Source organism: Pantoea sp. JZ29 (assembly GCF_035190385.1).
GTDB lineage: Bacteria > Pseudomonadota > Gammaproteobacteria > Enterobacterales > Enterobacteriaceae > Pantoea > Pantoea stewartii.
Genome location: NZ_CP045241.1, coordinates 3,764,684 through 3,788,321 on the forward strand (window position 1 = coordinate 3,764,684; position 23,638 = coordinate 3,788,321).

A 23,638-nucleotide genomic window follows, 5' to 3' on the forward strand; every position below is an offset into this window, starting at 1 on the left:
CACGCCGTTCGAAAACAGGTCATTATTCGCCGCGACGCGGGCTGAGCGCGGACACCCTGTGCTGACTGATGGCAGACTGTGCCTCCACCGCATCGGCTTCTGCGGTCAGATCGCGATCGGCCACCTCAGGCATGATCAGTGACGCCAGCAGACCGATGCAGGAATAACAGATTAACATCACCGCAATCGGGTGCCAGGAGCCGGTAAGTTGGCAAAATATCCCCGCCAGCAGGGGACCTAATCCGGTGGCAAACAACCCGCCAATTTCTTTTGAAATCGCCATTTGTGCGAAGCGGTTTTGCGAACCAAACATCTCTGCCATGGTGATCCCTTCAATAGCGGCCTGGCCCAGCACCGCGATGTTATGAATCACGATCAGGCACACCATAATGGTGCTGACAGCCTGGGACTTGTCGACGATCAGTGAAATCATCGGGTAGGCCAGGAGGATCGAGCCGACGGTCAGTATGCGATAAGGAATGCGCCGCCCGACCCTGTCTGAGAGCCAGCCGAGCAGGGGAATCGTCAGAAAACCAATCACGGAACTGACCATGATGGCATCGGTGGGAATCGCTTTATTAAATAACAGCGTTTGCACCATATAGCCTGCGAGGAAGGTCTGAATAATCCCCGAATTTCCGGCCTGGCCAAACCGCAGGCCGGTTGCTATCCAGAACGCTTTCCCCTGAATTAACTGAAAAATGGACTGACTTTCCTTCGACCGGAGCGTAACGGTTGCGGATGCTGCCACATTTTCAAACACCGGGCTTTCTTTCAAATTAAAGCGCAGCCAGAGCGCAAACCCCATCACAACAAAACTGGCCAGAAAAGGAATACGCCATGCCCAGGCGACGACCTCTTCGTTAGTGAAAAACAAGAACATGACGGCCCAGATAGCGGTGGCACTCAAGGTGCCGCAGTTAGTGCCCATGGCAACCAGGGAAGCGATAAGGCCTTTTTTCCCTTTGGGCGCATATTCCGCCAGCATCGTACTGGCCCCGGCGATTTCTGCCCCTGCCCCTAATCCCTGTATTACGCGCAACGCGACCAGCAATAAAGGCGCCAGAATACCGACCTGCTGATAGGTCGGTAACACACCAATTAATGTGGTGCATATGCCCATTAATGCGATGGTCATAAACAGCACTTTTTTTCGGCCCACGCGGTCGCCCATTTTGCCAAAAAAGACGGCGCCCACAATACGCGCGATATAACCTGCGCCGTAGGTGCCCATGGCCAGAATTAACGCCATTGCGCCTGATTGCCCGGGAAAAAAGACTTCATGAAAAACCAGAGCCGCACCGAGGGAATATAACTGGAAATCCATAAACTCCAGCGTGGTACCCAACCATCCTGAAACAGAGGCCCTGACAAGATCAGACGTATTACGTTCTTTTGTACGCGTATGTGAATGACTCATGTTTTACCCCGAGGCCAACCCGGCGTTGACAGGTGAATAAAAGACAGGCGAGCGCAGTCCACGCGAGACGTGAGAGCATTTCACTCGCCCTGATCATTAAAGTTATTTGCACGCTGAATAACAGCGTTGTTGTGAATGAACTTAAAAGACGACTAACACTTTTGAATGCTGCGTTTTATCACTGGCGGCCTGCAAAGCCACTTCAATATCCTGATGCGCATACTGACCGGACAGAATCGGTCGCGGATCGATAATGCCTTTTTCCAGCCATTTCACTGCAACCGCAAATTCATCAATAAAACGAAAGGAACCTTTCCAGCTAATTTCTTTTACCAGCATCTGCGCGACAGGAAAATGAAGCGGGCTTTTTCCCATGCCAATTTGAACCACCGTGCCACCTGGCCGCGTCGCCAGGATACTGGTGCTGATGGCTGCCTCTGCCCCGCTGGCCTCCAGTGTGACGTCAAAGTAGCCCCGGTGTTCACAATAGCGGGCCATGGCCGCCGTATCGGCCGCGTCCACGGCGACATCGGCACCCATTTCACACGCAATACGACGACACCGCTCGCTGAGATCACAGGCCACAATTTCCGCTGCGCCCGATGCTTTTGCTGCGGCAATGGCTAACGCGCCTATGGGGCCTACGCCCATTACCAGCACCTTTTTGCCCACGATACTGCCTGCCACATTAAGCGCATGAATGACGACTGCGGTGGGTTCGGCAACCGCCATCACGCTGGCCGGAACCTGCTCGTCGTAAGGCACACACTGCTGCGCGGACACCACGACATACTGTGCAAACCCGCCTTCCACATGCGGCGTGAACTGCGCACTGCCCATGAAGCGCATGGTTGGGCAGGCATTTTGTTTCCCGGCCTGACAATATTCACATCGCCCGCAGGGCTGCGACGGGTTAACCGCCACTTTCTGTCCGGGTTTGAGGGCAGAAGATTCCGGCGCATGATAAATCCGCCCCACAAATTCATGTCCGATAATAAAAGGATGCTGAATGACGGATAACCCGGCCCGCCCTTCGTGATAATAATGAATATCGGATCCGCAAATGCCGCCGCACTCCACTTTTATCACGACGTCATCTTCTGCGTAATGCAGCTCGCGCTCTTCTACCACAATGTCTTTTTTACCCTTTGCCACACAGGCCTGGGTCATTAAGCTATGCACGATGGGTTCCCCTTTGCAGGTCAATAAGGCTCACAACACGGCCAGCCAGCCGCCATCAACGTAAATCATCTGCCCGTTGATATAATCTGACGCGCGCGAAGCGAGGAAAACGGCGGTACCGGCCACTTCGTCTGGCCGGCCCCAACGTTGAGAGGGATTGCTGCTTTTCACCCAGCTATCAAACCGGGCGTCGTCCACCAGCGCACGGTTCATGTCGGTTAAGATATAACCCGGCCCAATCGCGTTGGTCTGGATATTAAACTGCGCCCATTCGGCCGCCATTGAGCAGGTCAACATCTTGATTCCGCCCTTGGCCGCCGTATAAGGGGCAACCGTCGGGCGCGCGGCCTGACTGGTTAACGAACCGACATTGATGATTTTCCCGCCCTGGTGACGGGCGATCATGCGCTTTGCCGCCGCGCGTGAAACCAGGAAGGCGCTGGTCAGGTTGGTATCAATGACTTTTTGCCACTGTTCAAGCGCCAGTTCCAGCATCGGTTTACGGTACTGAATACCGGCATTATTGATAAGGATATCCACCGCAATCGCCTGCTCATCCAGCGCGGCAAATGCCTGTTCAATTTCGCCTTCATCTGTCACATCGAATACCCGCCCCGTGGCGTGATAGCCTTTCGCCACGAGTTGTTCAACCGCCTCATCCAGCCCCGCTTTACGCGTGCCGTTCAAAATCACCTGTGCCCCGGCCGCCGCCAGGGCTTCAGCATAGGCATAACCCAGCCCACGAGATGAACCGGTGATTAACGCCGTTTTCCCGGTCAGATCGAACAGTGCAGTCATATTCCACCCTTAAATATGTATGACAACTATCTTATTAAGGTGAATTTACGCGCAGATTAAATCAATACATAATGATGCGTTATGAGGCGTCTATCACAAAGCCCTCACTCTGAAATTGATTAGGATGCTGTATTTTAAGAAAATAAATCTTAACCACGTGCATAAAGTTCAGTCATTAGATCCCCATCACAGAATCGAAAGCTAATAAGGGCAACGACCCGGCTTTGTGATAAAACAGTCATGTTGTATGACAACATACCTGTTAGCCATGAGCAGCAACGAGCACGACGGTGGCGGTAAGTGGCCTGATAAAAGAGGAGCGATTGTGAGTAATCTGTCCATCACGAATGTTAAAACCATTCTGACTGCGCCCGGCGGCATCGATCTGGTCGTGGTTAAAATCGAAACCAACGAGCCGGGCCTGTATGGCCTTGGCTGCGCCACCTTTACCCAACGCATCTATGCGGTACAAAGCGCCATTGATGATTACCTGGCGCCATTTCTGACGGGCAAGGATCCGGCAAGAATCGAAGATATCTGGCAGTCTGCCGCCGTCAGTGGCTACTGGCGCAATGGTCCGGTCATGAATAACGCCCTGTCCGGTGTCGATATGGCGCTGTGGGACATTAAAGGCAAACTGGCCGGATTGCCGGTTTATGAACTGCTGGGCGGCAAGTGTCGCGATGGCATTGCACTCTATGTGCACACCGATGGCGCAGACGAAGTCGAAGTGGAAGACAGTGCCCGGGCAAAAATGGAGGAAGGTTATCAGTATATCCGCTGCCAGATGGGCATGTATGGCGGTGCCGGTACTGACGATCTCAGGCTCATCGCAAACCGCATGGTCAAAGCGAAAAATATCCAGCCTAAGCGTTCACCGCGCAGCAAAACAGCGGGCATGTACTTTGATCCGGAAGCCTATGCGAAAAGCATTCCACGCCTGTTTGATCATCTGCGCAACAAGCTGGGTTTTGGCGTTGAGCTTCTGCACGATGCGCATGAGCGCATTACGCCGATTAACGCCATTCATATGGCTAAAGCCCTGGAGCCGTACCAGCTGTTTTTCCTGGAAGATCCGGTTGCGCCAGAGAACACGGAGTGGCTGAAGATGCTGCGCCAGCAGTCCTCTACGCCGATCTCAATGGGCGAGCTGTTCGTGAATGTGAACGAATGGAAGCCGCTGATCGACAATAAGCTGATTGACTATATTCGCTGCCATATCAGTTCCATTGGCGGAATTACGCCGGCGAAGAAAATTGCTGTTTACAGTGAATTAAACGGTGTCCGCACGGCCTGGCACAGCCCCGGCGATATTTCACCGGTCGGCGTGTGTGCGAATATGCATCTGGACCTGAGCTCACCAAATTTTGGCGTTCAGGAATACACGCCGATGAACGATGCTCTGCGTGAAGTGTTTCCCGGCTGCCCGGACGTCGAGCAAGGCTATGCGTACGTTAATGACAGGCCGGGATTGGGTATCGACATTAATGAAACGCTGGCGGCGAAATTCCCCTGCGAAGGCGGTAACCCCACCTGGACGATGGCCCGTACGCCCGATGGCACGGTCTGGCGTCCCTGAATCCGTTAACGGGAAGCAAAGGCGCAACAGGGTGCCTTTGCTTTATTCTTCCCGGTCCTGTAAACGAAACGAGCTCGCGTTCTGACCAGGGGCCGGGTCAGTGCCCCCGAGTCGCTCCCGGTTCATCCACCCCAATCAGAATTCGACGTCTTCCAGGCTAAAGTACTCGGTCTGGTCGTTATAAGAGAAGATCTCCGCATAACGGCCCCAGTTAATCACACTATCCAGCGTCTCTTTAGCCGCACTGTCGGAAAGCGAATCTTCCAGTTCCTGTTCAAAACGCACGCGCGGTGCACGATGTCCCGGACGCTCATCCAGTACCGTTTTGATCAGGGCGGCCAGCGGCACGTAACGCAGCAGATGATCGGCAAACATCACCTTACGCTGCTGCGTGTCTGACTCGGCAAACACCCGGGCGGGCGGCGTCAGGAAGATGTCCCCTTCCCGCACGTCCGCAAAGCCCAGCGACTGAAGCACTTCGGCTATCGGGAACAGTTCATCGACTTCCAGATGTAGCGAACGGGCCACCTCTGGCATGTCGGCGCGGCCGTGGTACGGTGCTGCTGCCAGGGTTTCGATCAACCCGGCCATCAGGTTGGTTGACACATGCGGCAGCCGCGTTCCCAGTCTGAGGCTCTTTTTCACATTATCGCTGGTAGGCCGTGCGGTCATTTGGGTATAAACATCATCGACCAGCCGACGAAAAGCCGGATCCAACCGGTTACGCGGATGGCCAAAGGGCACTTTGATTTCTGCCACTACGCGCCCGGGGTTAGAGGACAGCACCAGAATGCGGTCACACATAAAGACGGCTTCTTCGATATTGTGGGTGACGATAAGCACCGATTTCATCGGCATCTGTCCCTCATTCCACAGATCGAGTAAATCGGTACGCAGCGTTTCGGCGGTTAACACATCCAGCGCGGAAAACGGCTCATCCATTAACAATAAGGTGGGATCGACGACCAGAGCGCGTGCAAAGCCCACACGCTGACGCATGCCGCCCGATAATTCACGCGGATAGGCGTTTTCGAAACCGTCCAGGCCGATAAGGTCAATGGCCGCCAGCGCACGCTTTCTGCGTTCCGCTTTTTCCACGCCCAGCGCTTCAAGCCCGGCTTCTACGTTCTGTAGCACCGTTAACCAGGGAAACAGCGCAAAGGTCTGGAACACCATCGCCACGCCTTTGGCGGGGCCGTTCAGCGGTGCGCCCAGGTAGTCAACGGAACCCGAGCCGGGCGTAATCAGACCAGAAATAATGCGCAGCAGTGTCGATTTTCCCGAACCAGAACGGCCCAGCAGCCCCACTATCTCGCCTTCCTGCAGAGTCAGATTGACGTCATCCAGAATCAGCACTTCACCGTGCGCTTTATCGTAACCGTGCTTAATGTCTTTTACCGTCAGGACCGCCTGGCGACCGTCCGTTTTTTTGGTCGACACGTCTGCATGGTGTGTGGGTTGATTGTTTAACATCTCGGGTCCCTTAATTAGCACGGAATTTTGATTCAGCGTAGACGTACAGCGGCCGCCACAGCAGACGGTTGAACAAGGTGACAAACAACGACATCACGGCGATACCAAGAATAATCCTCGGGAAGTCCCCAGCGGCCGTGGTTTGCGCGATATACGCCCCCAGGCCGTGGGCGGTGACCTGCGTATTTCCCCATTGTACAAATTCGGACACGATGCTGGCGTTCCAGGCTCCGCCGGAAGCGGTAATGGCACCGGTAATGTAGTAGGGGAAAATGCCGGGCAGCATCACCTGACGCCACCACTGCCAGCCGCGAATATGAAAGTTTGCGGCAGCCTCTTTGTAATCATTGGGAAAGGCGGTGGTGCCCGCCACGACGTTAAACAGGATGTACCACTGCGTACCAAGCACAATAAGCGGAGACAGCCAGATATCCGGATTCAGCCTGAAGTGCACAATCATAATGACGAACACCGGAAACATCAGGTTGGCCGGGAACGCCGCCAGGAACTGGGCAACCGGCTGAATTTTTCCGGCCAGTGCAGGACGCAGGCCAATCATCACGCCCAGCGGCACCCAAATCAGCGATGAAATTAGAATCAACACGGTGACGCGCAGAAGCGTAATCAGCCCCAGGCCGAAGACGTGTTTCACGTCCGCCAGCGTGACACCGATTTGCACATAGGTAATAACCCGCCAGACCACATACAGGGTCAGTAAAATGACGAAGGCGCCCCAGATAAAGTCACCCAGACGCGAGCGGGATTCCGTGCTGCTTTCGGCCCGGACCGACCTGGAGGCAGGCCAGCGCCACGAGATACGCGCCAGCGCAGACAGCAGCAGGCGCAGCGGCGTAAAGATCTGGTGAATCAGGTGCGTACGGCGCATCAGATCACGCACCCATGAGGTCGGCGCACTCCCCGAACGTGTGTTTTCCATGCGGAACTTATCCGCCCAGGCCACCAGCGGCCTGAACAACAGTTGATCGTAAGCCAGAATCACGATCACCATCGTAAGCAGTACCCAGCCCACCGCATGGATATCTTTATGCAGAATCGCCTGTGCCAGATAGCCGCCCACGCCCGGTAAGGTAAAGGTGTTGTTACCCACCGTGATCGCCTCTGAGGCGACAATAAAGAACCAGCCCCCCGACATCGACATCATCATATTCCACACCAGTCCCGGCACGGCGAAAGGCGCATCCAGCTTCCAGAAACGTTGCCAGCCGGTCAGATGAAAGCCACGTGAGACTTCCACCAAATCGGCCGGTACGGTACGTAGCGACTGGTAAAAGCTAAAGGTCATGTTCCAGGCCTGACTGGTAAACAGGGCAAATATCGCCGCCAGTTCTACACCCAGCACCTGCCCGGGAAACAGGGCAATAAAAAAGGTCACGGTAAAAGAGATATAACCCAGCACCGGCACGGACTGCAGGATATCCAGAATGGGCACTAACACCTTTTCTGCCCGGCGACTTTTGGCCGCCAGCGTGCCGTAGATCAGGCTGAACACCAGTGAAGCCAGCATCGCCACCAACATCCGCAGCGTGGTGCGCATGGCATATTCCGGCAGATTAGTCGGATCAAGGGAGATGGCCTGGGTTTTCAGGCTGTCAATCGGCATCAGCGTTTGATGAAAGCCCACCGCCACCATTGCAATCAGGCAAATAATCAGGGGAAATGCCACGGCATCCCAGACGTTTGGCAGCAACCGTCTGTTAGCCGCCAGCATGGTGAATCGGAAGTTCATGAGCCCTCTCTTCTTTTCATCACGGAGCGACTGAAGTATTTCAGGTGAGGGATTATCAGTCAGGATTATTAAACGTATGCTCACCTGATAGCGGGGTTTTTATTAATTTTTTATGAAAGCCCAGTCCCGGTTTTTGCTGGCACGCGCAATGCTGTCCTTTTCTTAATACAAACAGACTGAATGATGTGGCAAAGGCCCCAACAATTTACGCCCATGCCTTACGCGACAAAGGCATCCTCGGCGCGTAAAACCCACGACATAATCACAGTTTGCTCTGTTTTTTGATGCCAGTGGTTGCTGAGACTGAGGGTTTAAAATATAAACCTTTTTAATATTTTTTGTACAGGCGCATGCGACAGGTTCTGGCAGCAAGCCATCTCTGTCTTGATAATCCATTTACTTAACGAATCGATTATTAAGACTGTTCTTAATCTCTCACCTTTCGCTGCGCTTTACTCTTTAACGGCACTAACCTGCCTTTCATTATCAGGGAGTGATCGAATGGCCTTACCACAACCGTATTCAAATTCTCTTCCGGATTACGGCGTGGGCCGACGGATGGGGCTGGTGTCAGCTGATGACATTGATTTTAACGCACTGGCGAATCGTCTGGATTGCCTGCGGGACTTTAGCCAGGTCGGTATCATCTATTCTGACGGCCCACAGCAATGGCTGGTCCGGCCTTCGCGTTATGACGCTCAAGCCAGCAAAAGTCGTGTTAGCCATGTAGTAATAACGAAGGTCAATGCTATAAATCCTCAGGTTGCCATTAAGGCGCTGACGGAAACACTTAGTAAGCCTTCGCTGGCTGGCGAGATGATATCGACAATATTTTCATGTGGTGCTTAATTATTACGGGATTTCTTGCGATAGGTTATGCCGTTGCCGTACCTTTGACAGCAGGAGCATCGGGTATTGTAGCAGGCATGATTATCGCAGGGGGTTTAGCGACAGGTATGCAGTGCGCCATCGGTAGCGCACGATTATATGCTATCTACGAAGGTCAGGAAGACTATGTCGCGTGGATTGATTCACAGTCATGGTATGTTGCAACAACGACCGCGCTGGATGTTATATCGCTTGCCGGAGCGGGTGCCGGTCTAAAAAGCGCGATCGAAACGTATAAGGTGATAAAAGCGTCCTCTTCTGCAAAGGCCATCAACTGGCTTAAAACGTTAAGTCGCGCTGAGCGAAAAAGAATTACAGAGGAAATCATCCGCGCGCAAAACCCCGGTATTTCAAATGGCGGTATCAGGGCAGCCATGAAAGCAGGTGTGTACCCTAAACGTTATCCGGCCGAGGCTATACAAAAATCTCTTCAGCGTGAATTAACGTCTGCACTGGTGAATTCATCGGCGTTTGCTGGTAGCGCATTGACAGGCACGTTAAAAAATCCACAAAACATTGTCCAGTCCGGGAAGTATATCATCGGCGTCATTCAGTCACTTCCCTCTACATAAGTTGTCAAAATGAAATACATTAATAAAACAATCAAGCTCAGCGAAAAAACGAACAAAGAAATAAATATTAGTGGCGTTGATGAGCTGGAGCATATTAAAGATGACATGAAAGAAAAAATGGGTATGCCAATCGGATTACATACTTTTGGCGCCCCCTTAGTCATCAGTATGGTGCTGACGTTGATCAGCTTCTCCCTGCCTCAGTTTTCATTATGGTTATTCATCTATGACCTGATGGGGTGGCAAAAACACGCTGTCTTTATCGGTATAATTGCCGCAGCATTTATCTATGCCCTGGTCTTGTTTACAACAATGATGCTGGTTTCACGCGGAATATATTTGGCACTAAGAGCTTATATTTCCATCCTGTTTTTGGTATTAATGACTGCTTTAGTGTTTCTCTTTCTCACCATGGTTTCATCAATGAGTGGCAATAATAATTATTCGCTATCTTTTGCAGGTGCATTATTAAGCACTGCGTTAAGTCTGACCGCTCTCAAGTACCTTAACAGTCAAATGTTTTATAAGTCCTGCGCTTTTATGCTTCATAATCGGGCCTGGCGAAAGCAACTGGAACTAAAAAGGAAAACAACCTCTTTTAAATAGACTAAAAAAGTGGCCTGGTTCGGCTCATAAGGTCGGTGCACCACTACAATCGCCGCACTTGATATCATCTGGTTCAGGAGCGGGTTTAAAAAGCGTTGATAAAACGCATAAGGTTCTGAAGGCAACGACGTCTTCTGAAAACCTGATTAACTGGCTTAAAACACTAAGTAGAGCTGAACGCAGACGTATTACTGAGGAAACAATACGGCAACAAAATCCTGGCATCTCAAACAGCGGTATTAAAGCGGCTATAAAAGCAGGGATTTATCCTAAACGATATCCTTCTGATGCCTTGCAAAAATCACTTCAGCGGGAGTTGGCCACAGCGTTTGTTAACAGCTCTGCGTTTATGGGGAGTGCGCTTACAGGTACAATAAGGAACCCTCACACTATCCCGCAGTCCGGGAAGTATTTGACTGGCGTCGTTCAGTCTTTTTCAGTAAATTAATTAGTTAATTAAATCATGCTAATGCAACTTAAAAGAACGCTTGAACTTAGTAAAATGGTTAATGAAAAAATGTCTACGGATGACGCCGATGAACTCGAACAGCTCAAAGATAACATGAAGGATTTGATGGTCTCGCCTATAGGATGGCATACTATGGGCATCCCATTGCTGATCAGTTTTGTTCTCTCTCTTCTGGCTTTTACTGTCCCTCAAACCTCTATATGGGAAACTGTTTTTTCTCTTATGGCATGGCCTGATAAAGCGTTGTCAGGAGGCGTCATTGTTACTGGTTTTATCTATTGCTTAGTCATGTTCCCCTCATTAACATTAATCGCTCGTGGAAACCATACCGCCCTAAAAACATACATTAACCTCATATATTTCACATTAGCGGTAGTGGCAATCTATTTCTTAAAAACGCTAATTTCCGCGCTATTCGGCGGTTCTGTTACAACCTTTACTTTAATTTCATCCTGTATCGGCATGGTATTTGTTCTTGTTGCGTTATCGTGCCTTAACAGTCATCTTTTTTTCAAAAGTAATGCGTTTTATTTGCACAACCGCGTCTGGCGAAAGCAACTCAAGCTCAGAAATAAAACGCATTCAAAATAGTCTTTTAAAACCTCAATAAAAACCCGTGGTAACCATGGGTTTTATCATCTTACAGAATTTCCCACAGCGATTATCCAGACGGTTCTGACAAAACTGTCACATCCACATCGTTTGAATGACGTTTCCTTGTAGAAGATAAAGAAAGTTATTTATTTTATTTAATTGAGCCACTAAATCCTTTCGCACACGCTTTTAACGATAATGCCCATTTTACATCAGACAGAAATTCTCAAGCCTGTTTTATACAACTCATCGCAACAGGCCCGTTTTTTTTGTAACAGAACTCGTAATTAATGTTGCTCATACAAGCCCGGACACGCATAAAAATCAGACATACCTCACCCTTTAAAATAAAAAATCAAAACAACGTTTCATTTTTAATTGAAAGTCATTGGTGTGCCGAATAGGATGCGTGCAACTGGAATCAATAAGCCATTTATTACGTATTGCATTTACTATTCTATTTAACGGGAGATAAACGTGGATATCAGACAAAGCATTCACAGCGCGCACGCCAACACGCTGGATACACAAGGCCTTCGCGATGAGTTCTTAATCGAGACAATCTTTGTCCCGGACGATTACACCCTGACTTACAGTCATATCGATCGCATTATTGTCGGCGGGATTATGCCTGTCACACGGGCTGTCTCGATTAACAATGAGGTGGCGAAGCAACTGGGCGTCAGTGACTTCCTGGAACGCCGTGAACTGGGCATGATTAATATTGGCGGTCCCGGTAAAGTTACCGTGGATGGCGACGACTATGAGATTGGTCATCGCGAGGCGCTGTATATCGGCAAAGGCAGCAAAACGGTCGTGTACGCCAGTCTGGATCCACACCAGCCTGCAAAGTTTTATTTTAACTGCGCGCCAGCCCATAAAACCTTACCCATTCGTAAAGTCACGGCAGCGGATGCGGCCTCGGTCACGCTGGGCGATCCGCTGTCCAGCAATCGCCGAACTATCCACAAGTACCTTGTCCCCGAGGTAGTGGAAACCTGCCAGCTCAGCATGGGGCTGACCCAGCTCGAACCCGGCAATCTCTGGAACACTATGCCCTGTCATACCCACGCGCGCCGCATGGAAGTCTACCTCTACTTTGCTATAGCCGATGACGCCTGCGTGTTCCATATGATGGGAGAACCCCAGGAAACGCGTCATATCGTGATCCATAACGAACAGGCGGTGATCTCACCCAACTGGTCTGTTCACTCAGGTGTGGGGACGCGTGCTTACAGCTTTATCTGGGGCACCGTTGGTGAAAATCAGGTGTTTGATGACATGGACCACGTCGCAGTCAACGATCTGCGCTAACCCATGGCGGCATGATGCAGTAAGCACAAGGCGATACGCCTGAAAGGAATCATTATGATACTGAACACATTTTCTCTACACGGTAACGTCGCGGTGGTCACGGGTTGCAACACCGGCCTGGGCCAGGGAATGGCGATAGGTCTGGCGGAGGCAGGCTGCGACATCGTAGGCATTAACCAGGTTGAGCCCGATGAAACCCAGGCGCGTGTTACCGCACTGGGGCGACGTTTCCTGAGCCTGAAAGCCGACCTGCGCAAGATTGACGCGATCCCTGCCTTGCTGGACAGCGCGGTTGCCCACTTTGGTCGTATCGATATCCTGGTCAACAACGCCGGACTGATTCGCCGTGAGGATGCCATCAACTTCAGTGAACAAGACTGGGATGATGTGATGGACCTGAATATTAAGAGTCTGTTCTTTATGTCTCAGGCCGTGGCCCGACACTTTATCGCACAGGGCAGCGGCGGCAAAATCATCAATATTGCCTCAATGCTGTCGTTTCAGGGTGGGATCCGTGTTCCGTCCTATACAGCATCAAAGAGCGGCGTCATGGGCATCACGCGGTTACTGGCAAACGAGTGGGCCAAATACCGGATTAACGTGAATGCTATCGCACCGGGCTATATGGCTACCGATAACACGCAGCAACTCCGGGCCGATGCGCAGCGTAATGCTGACATTCTGAATCGCATTCCGGCCGGGCGCTGGGGACAGCCGGACGATGTCATGGGGCCAGTGGTGTTTCTCGCCTCGCCAGCATCCGACTATATCAATGGTTATACCCTGGCCGTGGATGGCGGCTGGCTGGCACGTTAACCAGCATACGCTCATCGCCATCTGTGTGGCGGTGTTATTACGCATCACTGATACTCAGCGCGGAAATTATATTCGGGCCCTTGTTACGCGTATTTAAATGTCAAGGATTAAACAACACAGTTTATATCGGTGTTAAATCGTCGCGCGTAAAAACGGGTAAGGTTCGCACCACGTAATAATGGCATCAATAAAAGAGGACGCTGTTTTTTACATGAAACGTTTACGCCTTTTGGGCGGACAGCATTAAACACAGCCATTTGAAGCTGACGATTATCGCGTAAACCGCGAGGGCCAGGCATGAAAAATAATCACCATGGAATAATGATAAAACACAGGAATAACAATGACTACGCAATCTATTGAGCATCAACTCAATCTGTTACTGACGGGTTTTACTCAGCTAAAAGACGAAGGACGATTTAACGAACCCAATATTGATGGCACCGCGGGAGATTATATTTCCTTCGCCAACTGGGAATGGCCGCAGGGCGTGGGATTATTTGGCCTCGTCCGGTTATGGGAACTCACGCAACGCAAAGATATTTACCAGCTTATTGAGACCTGGTTCCAGAATAATATTCAGAAAGGCCTGCCGCCCTTAAATATTAATACCACGGCACCGATGCTGCCGCTGTCGCTGCTGTGGGCTCACAATCGTGATCCTCAGTATCAAGCGGTGCTGGATCACTGGGCCAACAGGGTAATGACCGCGCTGCCGCGTACGCCGGAGGACGGGTTTCAGCACGTCGTATCCGACGGCATTAATCCCATGGAAATCTGGGATGATACGCTGTTTATGGTGGTGCTGTTTCTTGGCCACTACGGCATGGTCGCCGGGCGGCAGGAACTGGTGGATGAAGCCGTGCGTCAGTTTTTACTGCATGCCCGCTATCTTAACGATCCGCAAACCGGTTTATGGTTTCACGGCTGGAGCTTCGCCGAGAAGAATAATTTTGCTCACGCCCGCTGGGCGCGCGGCAATGCCTGGATCACCGTTGGCATTATTGAATTTCTGGAACTGACCGCGCTTCGCGGTGGCGTACGTGACTATCTGCTGGCGTGCCTGAAAACGCAGGTGAATACCCTCATCGATCTGCAATCCCCGCAGGGCGCGTGGCACACCCTACTCGATCATCCCGACAGCTACGAAGAAATCTCGGCCACGGCCGGGTTTGGCTATGGGCTGTTAAAAGGCGCGCGTCTGGGCTATGGCGATGACCGTTGGTTACAGGCAGGGTTGCGCGCGCTGGAAGCCGTGCAGCGAAATATTGATGACGAGGGCACCGTGCACAATGTGTCTTATGGCACCCGCATGGGAAGAACCCTGCAATTTTATAAAGACATTCCGCTTCAGCCGACCGGCTACGGTCAGGCGCTGGCCATCTTATGCCTGACCGAAGGGTTAAGGCACATCCAAAAATAATAATAACGCTGACACCAGGAGAATCGAATTATGACGCAGACAACCTATTGTCACTTTCCGCTGCAACAACGAGATGCTGTGCGCTACTGGCAGCTCTCGGCAGTGGCTTCACAACCCTATGACGTGGATGATGTTCCCATGTCGGGCGAGATGGATCCTTTTTTCTTTCTGAGCAAACATAAAAACTTTATTCCGCATACCTATCCCTGCCGTACTGAATTTCAAAAACAGTTCGCCGGCAAAAAACCCTGTCCGTTTGGCGACCGCACGCTGACAAACTGGTGGTTTCCTTTTGGGTCCGATCGGGTCGATTTGTCGGGGTTTTGGTTTCGCGCCACCCGCATTGGCGCACAGGCCGAAACCGCTCTGGTCGCAGCCGCGCCCGGCAGCCGTCGTTTTCGCCTGACCACCTGTGGCGCAGCACTGGTCACCCTGAACGGCGAGGAGGTTGCCTGGCTGGCCGATTATCAGCGCAACCTGGAAAGCCAGGTTGAATTTACGCTTAACCTTCAGGCCGGGTTAAATACGCTTCGCATCTGGTTTGACGATCTGGCCGAACGCGATGTCCGCTTCTTTTTCCAGCTGGATTACGTCGAGGGGGATCCGCTGCAGGTTGCGCTGGCGGTGCCGGCGGAGGCAGAACAGGTGCGGCATATGGAGTCGATGCTGGAAGGGATGGCATTTGAACAACCGACTTATACGCAGGGGCCGGTTCGCCTGTGTTTCCCGTCCCCTGCGCCAGACACTTTCGATCTGAACGTTTTGGTTTCCGGCGATTTTATTTCGCTGGATGAGCCGGTGCGGCTTCGTACCGTTCTGGAGAAAGGCGAAGGGGCCGTCACGCTCGCCGAGAGCGACACATTGCCCGCCGATTTTCGCCGTTTTGCTGTCAGCCTGAAAAAAGGCGCTTTCCACATCACCCGCACGCTGGGCGTCGAAATCTGCCACGCTGAACGCCAGGCGCAGGTGCCTGACACTTTGGCAGCCAGGGCAGAAGAAGCCCTGAGGCACGTTGCGCTGCACGGCGAGTACAGCAGTGTAAAAGCGCTGGCACGCTTAGCCTGCGGGATGGATGACGCGGAAACCCAGTCGATGCTGGAAGGCGTTCTGCCTTCCGTTGAAGCCTGTCACGACTGCGCCGACTTTACCCTGGTGCCGCTGCTCTGGTGTCGGATCCAGTGGGCCGATCGCCTGGCCAGCGCCACACGGGAAAAAATCGATCGGGCCATTTTAGGCTTCCGCTACTGGATGGATGAACCGGGTAATGACGTGCAGTGGTACTTCTCAGAAAATCATGCCCTGCTGTTTCATACCGCCGCATACCTGGCAGGCAGCGCCTTTCCTGACGCGACGTTTATCCGATCTGGGCGAACGGGCCGTGAGCAGGCCGCAGCCGGTCTGGCGCGCGTGCGGGCCTGGCTCGATCATTTCGAGCAGTGCGAGATGGCCGAGTGGAATTCGGCACCGTACTTCCCGATAGACCTGAAAGGTCTGAGCGCCCTTGCCGCCCTGGCAGAAGATGCGGACATCGTGACGCGCAGCCAGCGGGCCATATTGCGCCTGCTGGAGCAGCTCGCCCGCTCATCACATCAGGGCATGCTGACCGCCTCGCAGGGACGTTCCTATGAGCACACGCTGTGCGCAGGCCGCTCGCTGGAGCTGTCGGCGATCTCTCGCCTGCTGTGGGGAAAAGGTTACTACGGCTGCCGCTTCCATGCCCTGCCGCAGCTGGCCCTGCTGTTGCAGCAGAAAAAATTACCCCTTCCGCCCGGCCAGGCAAAGGTCGCCTGCTGGCAGGGTGACACCGCGCAGGAATGGTATTTTGCTCAGGGGAAAAACCGCATTGCCCGCCTTTATCACTATAAAACCCGCCACGCGGCTATGGGTTCGCTTGCCGGTTACCGCTGGGGCGAGTGGGGTTATCAGGAAACCCCGATTCATTTAAGGATTGGCGACGTGCCTGAGGCGCAAATCTGGATCAATCATCCGGGCGAAAAGCTGCACGGCGGTTTTGGTCGCCCTTCGTACTGGGGAGGATGTGGCACATTGCCGCGCGTTCAGCAATATCGTGGCCTGGCCATCGTGATGTTCAACGTTCATGACGATCAGCCCGATTTTACCCATGCCTGGCTGCCGCAGCGCTATTTCGATGAGATGCGCGTCTGTGAGCAACGCATTTTGCTCCGCAGCGGTAACGGCATGGTGCAAATCTCGGGCAACCAGCCTTTCCGGCTGACAACCCGCGGTCCCGCGCAGCACTGTGAAGCCCGCTTAGCGGGAAAAGAGACCTTCTGGCTGATTCGTCTGAATGACGATCCGCAACTCAGCACGTTGGAAGAATTTGACTCGCGCTTCGCCCAGATTAGTGTCGAACAGCGTGAGGACGGCACGATTTGCGTGAACGATCCCCTTTACGGCGACGTGTTCTTCCAGCCGAATGGTTGTGTCTTTGGCCAGGGCCGGTTGCTGGATCCTGACAGCTGGACCCTTGCGGGGGAAAGCCATGAACTGGAGTTGCCTTCGGGCGCCCACGCTTAAGCTGAGAATGCGCAGGCCCGGCGGCTGCCAGGCCTGCGCGGCCACGTAAAGGACAGGAAGCTCAGCGCCAGAAGATTTTTCTCTGGCGCTGCAAACGGATGGGCCTGTATGCCGCAGACAGGTTGCGTTCCGTCTGCGTGGTCCCTGTTTTTTGGGATGGCGTTCAGCTCTGTAATTTCCTCAGGCAGCGATCCATGGCACTGACCACCCAGTCGATATCGTGCGTCTGGAAACAGAGCGGTGGGCGGATTTTCAGCACGTTACCGTATGGTCCGGCAACGGAGGTCAGCACAAAGGCCTCACGTAACGCCTCCACCAGATCGAGTGCCAGACGTTTGTCAGGCGCTTTGCTTTCTCTGTCCTTCACCAGCTCAAAGCCGATAAACAGCCCTGCCCCACGGACTTCACCGATGCACGGATACGTTGCCTGCAGGGATTGCAGCGCCGCCAGCAGTGCAGCGCCGGTTTTCAGGCTGTGCGCCTGAAGTGCTTCCTGTTCAATGACATCCATCACCGCGTGCGCCGCCGCCATGGAGACCGGGTTACCACCAAAGGTATTAAAGTAAGGTAGCGCATCGCTAAACGCCGCCATGACCGGCGCTTTCGCCATCAGCCCCGAGACCGGAATGCCGTTCCCCATCGGTTTGCCGGTAGTCACGACATCCGGAACCACGCCGTGTCGGGCAAAGCCCCAGAACGCCTCGCCGGTGCGGGCAAAGCCAGGCTGCACTTCATCGGCAATAAAAATGCCGCCATTCTGATGCACCACATCAATCGCCGGTTTTAAAAAGCCGGGCTGACCGGGTAAAACGCCGTCTGACGAGAAAATCGAGTCGGCCAGGAACCCCGCAAATTTAATGCCGTGCGCAGCCATATCATCGATTTGCTTCTGAATTTCCTGCGCAAACCAGGCACCCTGATCCGCCGTCTGAATGCGATAAAAGTCAGGCGGGGCCACCAGCCGTGTATGCGGTGATAACGGCTGACCGCTGCCCAGCGCGGGCGAAACGCCGGAGGTAAGCGCACTGGTGCCGTGATAGGCTTCTTTGGACACGATGATGCCCGTACCACCGCTCCAGCACTGGGCAATGCGGATCGCCAGATCGTTTGCCTCGGATCCGGTACACATATACATGGCCCGATCGATCTCGGCCGGCATCGTGGCCAGAATGCGATCGCTGTACGCAAGGATCGACTCATGCAAATAGCGCGTATGGGTGTTTAACTGCATCATCTGTTTATGTACGGCATCCACGACCGCCGGATGACAGTGACCAATACTGGCAACGTTGTTATACATATCCAGATACTGATTGCCCGCCTTATCCCACAGATACTGGCCCTTTCCGCGCACCAGATGCACCGGATTGCGGTAAAACAGCCGATAGGACTCGCCCAGTACCTGACTGCGCTTATCGGTCAGCTGTCGAATGTCCGGTGCCAGCGTTTCCGCGTTTTCAGCACGAAAGCTGTTGGTATCCATTATGGTTGAACGTACCGTCATCGTGACTCCTTGGTCTTTGTGCTGCCCGGCGGCGCGTTACGCACCGCCAGGCGGGTATAAACGTTAATCGGTTTCTGCGGCAACAGAGCGCTGCGCGACAGCACCGCGGCGGGAGTGCGTGGTCAGGAAGTAGAGATAGCCCGCCACCATAAAGCCCACGAACAGCGCGCCGATCTGCGGGTTAAACCACAGCATCGCGATCAGGCAGATCACCGAGCCACACAGGGCGATGGCGGGGATCACCGGATAACCCGGTGCACGGTAGCTACGTGCCAGTGTCGGATCCGTGCGACGCAGTTTAAACAGGCTCAGCATACTCATGATGTACATGACGATCGCCCCAAACACCGACATGGTGATCATCGCGGCGGTCAGACTCATTCCCTGAAAGCTGATGCCGTCAGAGAAAATGGCAACAATGCCGACCACACCGCCCGCCAGGATCGCCCGGTGCGGCGTATTAAAGCGCGACAGTTTTGCCAGTGAAGGCGGCAGATAACCTTCCCGCGCCAGCGCAAAGAACTGACGCGAATAGCCCATGATAATGCCGTGGAAACTGGCAATCAGGCCGAACAGGCCAATCCACACCAGCATGTGCATCCAGCGTGAATCGTTACCGACCAGCATTTTCATGGCCTGCGGCAGCGGATCGTTAATGCCTGACAGCGTACGCCAGTCACCAGCCCCTCCGGCAAACACCATGACACCCATCGCCAGCACCACCAGCGTTAAAATACCGCTGATGTAGGCGCGGGGAATGGTCCGGCGTGGGTCTTTTGCCTCTTCGGCTGCCATGGCAACGCCTTCAATGGCAAGGAAAAACCAGATGGCAAAAGGAATGGCGGCAAACATCCCGGATACCGAGGCCAGAGAGAACGTATCCTGCCCTGCCCAGCCATGGGCGACAAAATTCGTCAGGCTGAAGCCCGGCGCGACCACGCCCATAAACACCAGCAGTTCAATCACCGCCAGCAGCGTCACCAGCAGCTCAAAGGTTGCCGCAATGCTGACGCCGATGATGTTCAGTCCCATAAAGATCAGGTAGGCACAGACCGCAATGAGCTTAGGATTCACTTCCGGAAACTGCACATTGAGGTAGGCGCCTATCGCCATAGCAATGGCCGGGGGCGCAAACACAAACTCGATTAAGGTGGCAATGCCCGCAATCAGCCCGCCGGTATCACCGAAAGCACGGCGACTGTAGGCAAACGGTCCTCCGGCCTGCGGAATGGCGGTCGTCAGTTCGGTAAAGCTGAAGATAAAACAGGTGTACATGGCGGCGACAAAAAACGTCGTGACCAGAAAACCCAGCGTACCCGCGGCTCCCCAGCCATAGCTCCAGCCGAAATATTCTCCCGATATAACCAGTCCCACAGCGATGCCCCAGAGTTGCAGGGTACCAAGGGTGGGTTTCAGTTTCTCTTTCATCACTGCGTTCCCCGTCTGTGTAAAGTGAAAAGGCGATGCCTAAAAAGCTGACGAGTAGATGATGGACACAGCCGCAACAGAAAAACTTGACCGCAGAAAACAGAAACACGTCGGCTGGGGTCAAGTTGACCCGGGTCGGGTTGTGACGCCTCTGCCGAAGTCAATTTTTGCCTGCTCTCAGGTCAAGCGCGCCGGGCCGGTTCAGCGCCATGCTGCCTCCACACGCAGAGAAAGGGAGACAGACATGAGCATTAAGCAATATGACACCTTAACGAACGACAGCATTCTTCAGCTTGCCCACCAGGCGTTGCAGGCGTATCCGGCCTGTTTGCACGCAGAGGTCAAACTTCTGTGCCGTTCCGAGAACGCCACCCTGTCTGTCAGCACGCCGCAGGGCCGGTACGCGTTACGTATTCACCGCGGCGATTACCACGCTAAGCAGGATATTGAAAGCGAGCTGCACTGGCTGGATGCGCTTCAGGCCGCAGACATCTGCGTGCCGGTGGCGGTGCGCGACGGGCACGATAACCGCATTCAGACGCTGCCGCTGCCGGACGGCAGTGAACGCTATGCTGTGCTGTTTCACTGGATCGAGGGCGAGATGCTCACCGATGCGGTCGATCCGGCCGCCTTTCGCCAGTTAGGCCGCATCACCGCGCAGCTCCACCACCACAGTCGGCGCTGGCAAAAGCCACAAACCTTTCGCCGTATCGTCTGGGATCATCACACGATGGTTTCCCCCACAGGTCACTGGGGTGACTGGCGCGATGTGGCCGGTTTAGCGCCATCACAACATGGCGTGATCGAAGAAACGCTGTCGCATGTCGGCCGTGAGATGGCAGCGTTTGGCCAGTCGCCCGACCGCTATGGTCTGATTCACGCCGACCTGCGCCTGACCAATCTGCTGGTACACAAAGGCGAAACGCGGGTCATTGATTTTGATGACTGCGGAATGGGCTGGTATCTGCACGATCTTGCCGCCGCGATCAGCTTTGTCGAACATCATCCCAGCGCCCCACAGTGGGTGGAAAACTGGCTAAACGGCTACGAACAGGTGGCGCACGTCAGCGATGAGGAGCTGGCGATGATCCCGTCTATGCTGATTCAGCGCCGCATTCAGCTGACCGCCTGGGTCGCTTCCCATCGCGAAACAGAAATGGCGCGCAGCCTGGGCGACGGTTGGGCGAACGACACGGTACGCCTGTGCCACCGCTATCTCGAAGGGGCCCGATTGCCGATTGGCGTCTAGCGCACTCTGGCGGTGCCTGAATGACAGATCGCGGTGCAATCTTCACGGGGGCGATGCTAAGTGCCTGTTAACTGGTGCCTGACGGCTGGTATGTTTCTTGCAGAAGCTAACAATGTTCAGTTGCAGGCGGAAAACATCATGACCAGCAGATTTCCAGAGGCCGCCATAACGGCCATGTCCAGCGCGGGTAGCAGTCACCGTGGCGTCCTGTCGGCCGCCGCGACGGGACTGGGTGATTTCATTAACGCCCAGGGTGGCGATGTGGATCGTATTTTCGGCATCAGCGGGATCGATCCGGATACGCTCGCCTGCCCGACGCTGAGCCTGGACCTGGTCAATTACTGTCGGGTGCTGGAAGAAGCGGCCAGCCAGGCGGGCGTGGACAACTTCGGTTTACAGTATGGTCATCAGTTCCGGCCACAGTCTCTGGGTCTGATTGGCTATATTGGTCTGTGCTCGGCCACGCTGGAACAGGCGCTGCAAAACGTGGTCAATGCCTTTCCCTACCATCAACACAACACCTGTATTCGTCTGACGGAGCGCAGCGACTGCTGGCAGCTGGATTATCAGGTGCGTCACGGCGCGATTCTGCAGCGCCGTCAGGATGCGGAACTGACGTTAGGCATGTTTCTTAACCTGATTCGCCACGCGGCAGGACGCCACTGGGCACCGCGTGAAGTGCATTTCGAGCATCCGCGCCCTGAGCACTGGCACGAACACTGTAAAGTCTTTGATGCGCCGGTCTATTTCGATCAGCCCTTTAACTCGATGATCATCGCCAAAACGGATCTGGGCCGCAAAATGCCGGATCACGATCCCATGCTGCTGCTGGTGATGCAGGATGCGATCCGTCGGCTCAGCCCGCCCGTCATCATTCAGGATACCGTTAATCAAACCCGCACCGACATTCACCTTCAGCTACTCAATGGCGAACCCTCACTGGACATTATCGCCGAAAAACAGGGACTGTCTGCCTGGTCGTTACAGCGGCGACTGCGCGATGAGCAAACCAGTTTTTCCGCCCTGGTCGACAGCGTCCGTAAAGAGATGGCGACGCATTACCTGAAACAACACCATCTGTCGGTCTCTGAAATGGCCTTGCTGTTAGGCTATTCTGAAGTCAGCGCCTTCTCACGCGCCTTTCGCCGCTGGTTCGGTTGTAGCCCACGCGACTGCCGTAAATCGCAGGGCACGGTTTTTCTTTGACAGCATCAGGCTGTCTGGCCAACGCATTATGCGGGCCTTTCTTATTAAAGAAAGAAAACCCGGTATGAATTATCGCTGAGCGGTTACGCGAGCGTATCGAATAAAAACGCCTCAAACAAATAGCCCTGAAATGCCGCAGCGTGCGGTCTGGCGAATTCGAAGTGTTGCGCCGTTTCGACGCCTTCTACAATAATAAATTCACAATAGTGTTTAATTTCCGCCAGCGTGGCTTGCCAGACGGGGCTGTTTTGATGCCGCCAGAAAAAATGCTTATCCATTTTCACGGCTTCATACATTCCACGCTGTAAACAGGGAAAGTGGGAAGCCGCACTGCCAAAATCATCCAGCCATAACGTGTATTTATTATGTAATTCCCGGAGTAAGGGATTATTTAATCCCTGCGCAAGATCGGGAAAGTGTTCCGCGACTTCAATGCGAAGAAAAGAGTGCGCTGTGGCGAGCTCAACAATATCCCGTTCTTCCAGCAGCGCAAAAGCCATTTCCAGATCGACATTTACAGAACACAGCAACTGGTTTTCTTCAAAAAAATGACGCTTCTTATCGATTAAGGAAAGTTGTTCTCGTAACAGCTTTATTTTCTGTTGTTTATTTAATTTCGCAATATGAAAACAGGGGGTTCCCGGTGCGGCGAATCGCGTCAGAACTTCTACGGCAATTAATGTCGACGCGTTGTTAACGACAGGTTCAGCAATGAACCACCAGGCACGGTTGTTATTATCGAGATTGTGGATTTCCATTCCCATGCTCTGATTCAACGCGATGAAGTAGCGTGATTATTGATCGCTACAGACTATCAATCAAATGTTATTTA

Annotated in this window: 17 protein-coding genes and 2 pseudogenes; 11 read left to right on the forward strand and 8 right to left on the reverse strand. The window is 53.4% G+C overall.

Features of this window, described 5'->3' with window-relative positions; translation table 11 throughout:
* Positions 1–22 precede the first annotated feature (22 nt).
* From GC090_RS17475 to GC090_RS17485, 3 genes are all read right to left on the reverse strand, one after another.
* A complete protein-coding gene (locus tag GC090_RS17475; protein ID WP_033740166.1) occupies positions 23–1,420 on the reverse strand; it encodes an MFS transporter in 1,398 nt (465 codons plus the stop codon).
* Positions 1,421–1,561: 141 nt separating this feature from the next.
* The gene (idnD, locus tag GC090_RS17480; RefSeq protein ID WP_205957259.1) at positions 1,562–2,590 is read right to left on the reverse strand and encodes an L-idonate 5-dehydrogenase; all 1,029 of its coding nucleotides are present in this window, start codon (positions 2,588–2,590) and stop codon (positions 1,562–1,564) included.
* Between the two features lie 42 nt (positions 2,591–2,632).
* Positions 2,633–3,400, reverse strand: coding sequence for an SDR family oxidoreductase (locus GC090_RS17485; RefSeq protein WP_039338810.1), 768 nt, complete (start codon positions 3,398–3,400; stop codon positions 2,633–2,635).
* 325 nt (positions 3,401–3,725) lie between these two features.
* On the opposite strand from GC090_RS17485, the gene GC090_RS17490 reads away from it, so the two are divergent.
* Positions 3,726–4,979, forward strand: coding sequence for an enolase C-terminal domain-like protein (locus tag GC090_RS17490; protein ID WP_033740161.1), 1,254 nt, complete (start codon positions 3,726–3,728; stop codon positions 4,977–4,979).
* 135 nt (positions 4,980–5,114) lie between these two features.
* Here the strand turns inward: GC090_RS17490 and GC090_RS17495 are convergent, their stop codons facing one another.
* Together GC090_RS17495 and GC090_RS17500 are read right to left on the reverse strand one after the other, a co-directional pair.
* Complete coding sequence (locus GC090_RS17495; protein WP_033740160.1) at positions 5,115–6,452, reverse strand: ABC transporter ATP-binding protein; 1,338 nt, start codon at positions 6,450–6,452, stop codon at positions 5,115–5,117.
* Positions 6,453–6,462: 10 nt separating this feature from the next.
* On the reverse strand, positions 6,463–8,199 hold the full coding sequence (locus GC090_RS17500) for an ABC transporter permease (RefSeq protein ID WP_324020564.1): 1,737 nt from the start codon (positions 8,197–8,199) through the stop codon (positions 6,463–6,465).
* Between the two features lie 501 nt (positions 8,200–8,700).
* Here GC090_RS17500 and GC090_RS17505 point away from each other — a divergent pair.
* The 8 genes and pseudogenes from GC090_RS17505 (at position 8,701) to GC090_RS17540 (ending at position 17,419) form a co-directional block, all read left to right on the forward strand.
* Positions 8,701–9,659: pseudogene (locus GC090_RS17505) on the forward strand (hypothetical protein).
* A gap of 9 nt (positions 9,660–9,668) precedes the next feature.
* Complete coding sequence (locus GC090_RS17510) at positions 9,669–10,265, forward strand: hypothetical protein (RefSeq protein ID WP_110267892.1); 597 nt, start codon at positions 9,669–9,671, stop codon at positions 10,263–10,265.
* A gap of 67 nt (positions 10,266–10,332) precedes the next feature.
* Positions 10,333–10,713: pseudogene (locus GC090_RS17515) on the forward strand (hypothetical protein); the annotation flags it as partial.
* A gap of 69 nt (positions 10,714–10,782) precedes the next feature.
* Complete coding sequence (locus GC090_RS17520) at positions 10,783–11,325, forward strand: hypothetical protein (protein ID WP_058708695.1); 543 nt, start codon at positions 10,783–10,785, stop codon at positions 11,323–11,325.
* A 480-nt stretch (positions 11,326–11,805) separates the two neighbouring features.
* Entirely contained in the window at positions 11,806–12,642 is an 837-nt protein-coding gene (gene kduI / locus GC090_RS17525) for a 5-dehydro-4-deoxy-D-glucuronate isomerase (RefSeq protein ID WP_324020565.1), read from the forward strand.
* 54 nt (positions 12,643–12,696) lie between these two features.
* Positions 12,697–13,458: a 2-dehydro-3-deoxy-D-gluconate 5-dehydrogenase KduD gene (gene kduD / locus GC090_RS17530; protein WP_039338815.1), complete on the forward strand. Its 762-nt coding sequence runs from the start codon at positions 12,697–12,699 to the stop codon at positions 13,456–13,458.
* Positions 13,459–13,801: 343 nt separating this feature from the next.
* Positions 13,802–14,881 (forward strand): beta-galactosidase BglB, encoded by a 1,080-nt coding sequence (locus GC090_RS17535; RefSeq protein ID WP_324020566.1) that lies wholly within the window; start codon positions 13,802–13,804, stop codon positions 14,879–14,881.
* 30 nt (positions 14,882–14,911) lie between these two features.
* Entirely contained in the window at positions 14,912–17,419 is a 2,508-nt protein-coding gene (locus GC090_RS17540; RefSeq protein ID WP_324020567.1) for a hypothetical protein, read from the forward strand.
* A 163-nt stretch (positions 17,420–17,582) separates the two neighbouring features.
* Here GC090_RS17540 and GC090_RS17545 read toward each other — a convergent pair whose 3' ends face one another.
* Positions 17,583–18,923, reverse strand: coding sequence for an aspartate aminotransferase family protein (locus tag GC090_RS17545; protein WP_039338818.1), 1,341 nt, complete (start codon positions 18,921–18,923; stop codon positions 17,583–17,585).
* A 63-nt stretch (positions 18,924–18,986) separates the two neighbouring features.
* Positions 18,987–20,351 carry an ethanolamine permease gene (eat, locus tag GC090_RS17550; RefSeq protein WP_033740149.1) on the reverse strand — a complete coding sequence of 455 codons (1,365 nt, stop codon included), beginning with the start codon at positions 20,349–20,351 and terminating at the stop codon, positions 18,987–18,989.
* A gap of 244 nt (positions 20,352–20,595) precedes the next feature.
* Between eat and GC090_RS17555 the strand changes: the two genes are divergently transcribed.
* Both GC090_RS17555 and GC090_RS17560 read left to right on the forward strand, forming a co-directional pair.
* The gene (locus GC090_RS17555) at positions 20,596–21,600 is read left to right on the forward strand and encodes a phosphotransferase enzyme family protein (RefSeq protein ID WP_058708680.1); all 1,005 of its coding nucleotides are present in this window, start codon (positions 20,596–20,598) and stop codon (positions 21,598–21,600) included.
* A 138-nt stretch (positions 21,601–21,738) separates the two neighbouring features.
* Positions 21,739–22,806: an AraC-like transcriptional regulator QhpR gene (locus tag GC090_RS17560; RefSeq protein ID WP_033740338.1), complete on the forward strand. Its 1,068-nt coding sequence runs from the start codon at positions 21,739–21,741 to the stop codon at positions 22,804–22,806.
* 83 nt (positions 22,807–22,889) lie between these two features.
* Here the strand turns inward: GC090_RS17560 and GC090_RS17565 are convergent, their stop codons facing one another.
* On the reverse strand, positions 22,890–23,570 hold the full coding sequence (locus GC090_RS17565) for an EAL domain-containing protein (protein WP_033740146.1): 681 nt from the start codon (positions 23,568–23,570) through the stop codon (positions 22,890–22,892).
* Positions 23,571–23,638 lie beyond the last annotated feature (68 nt).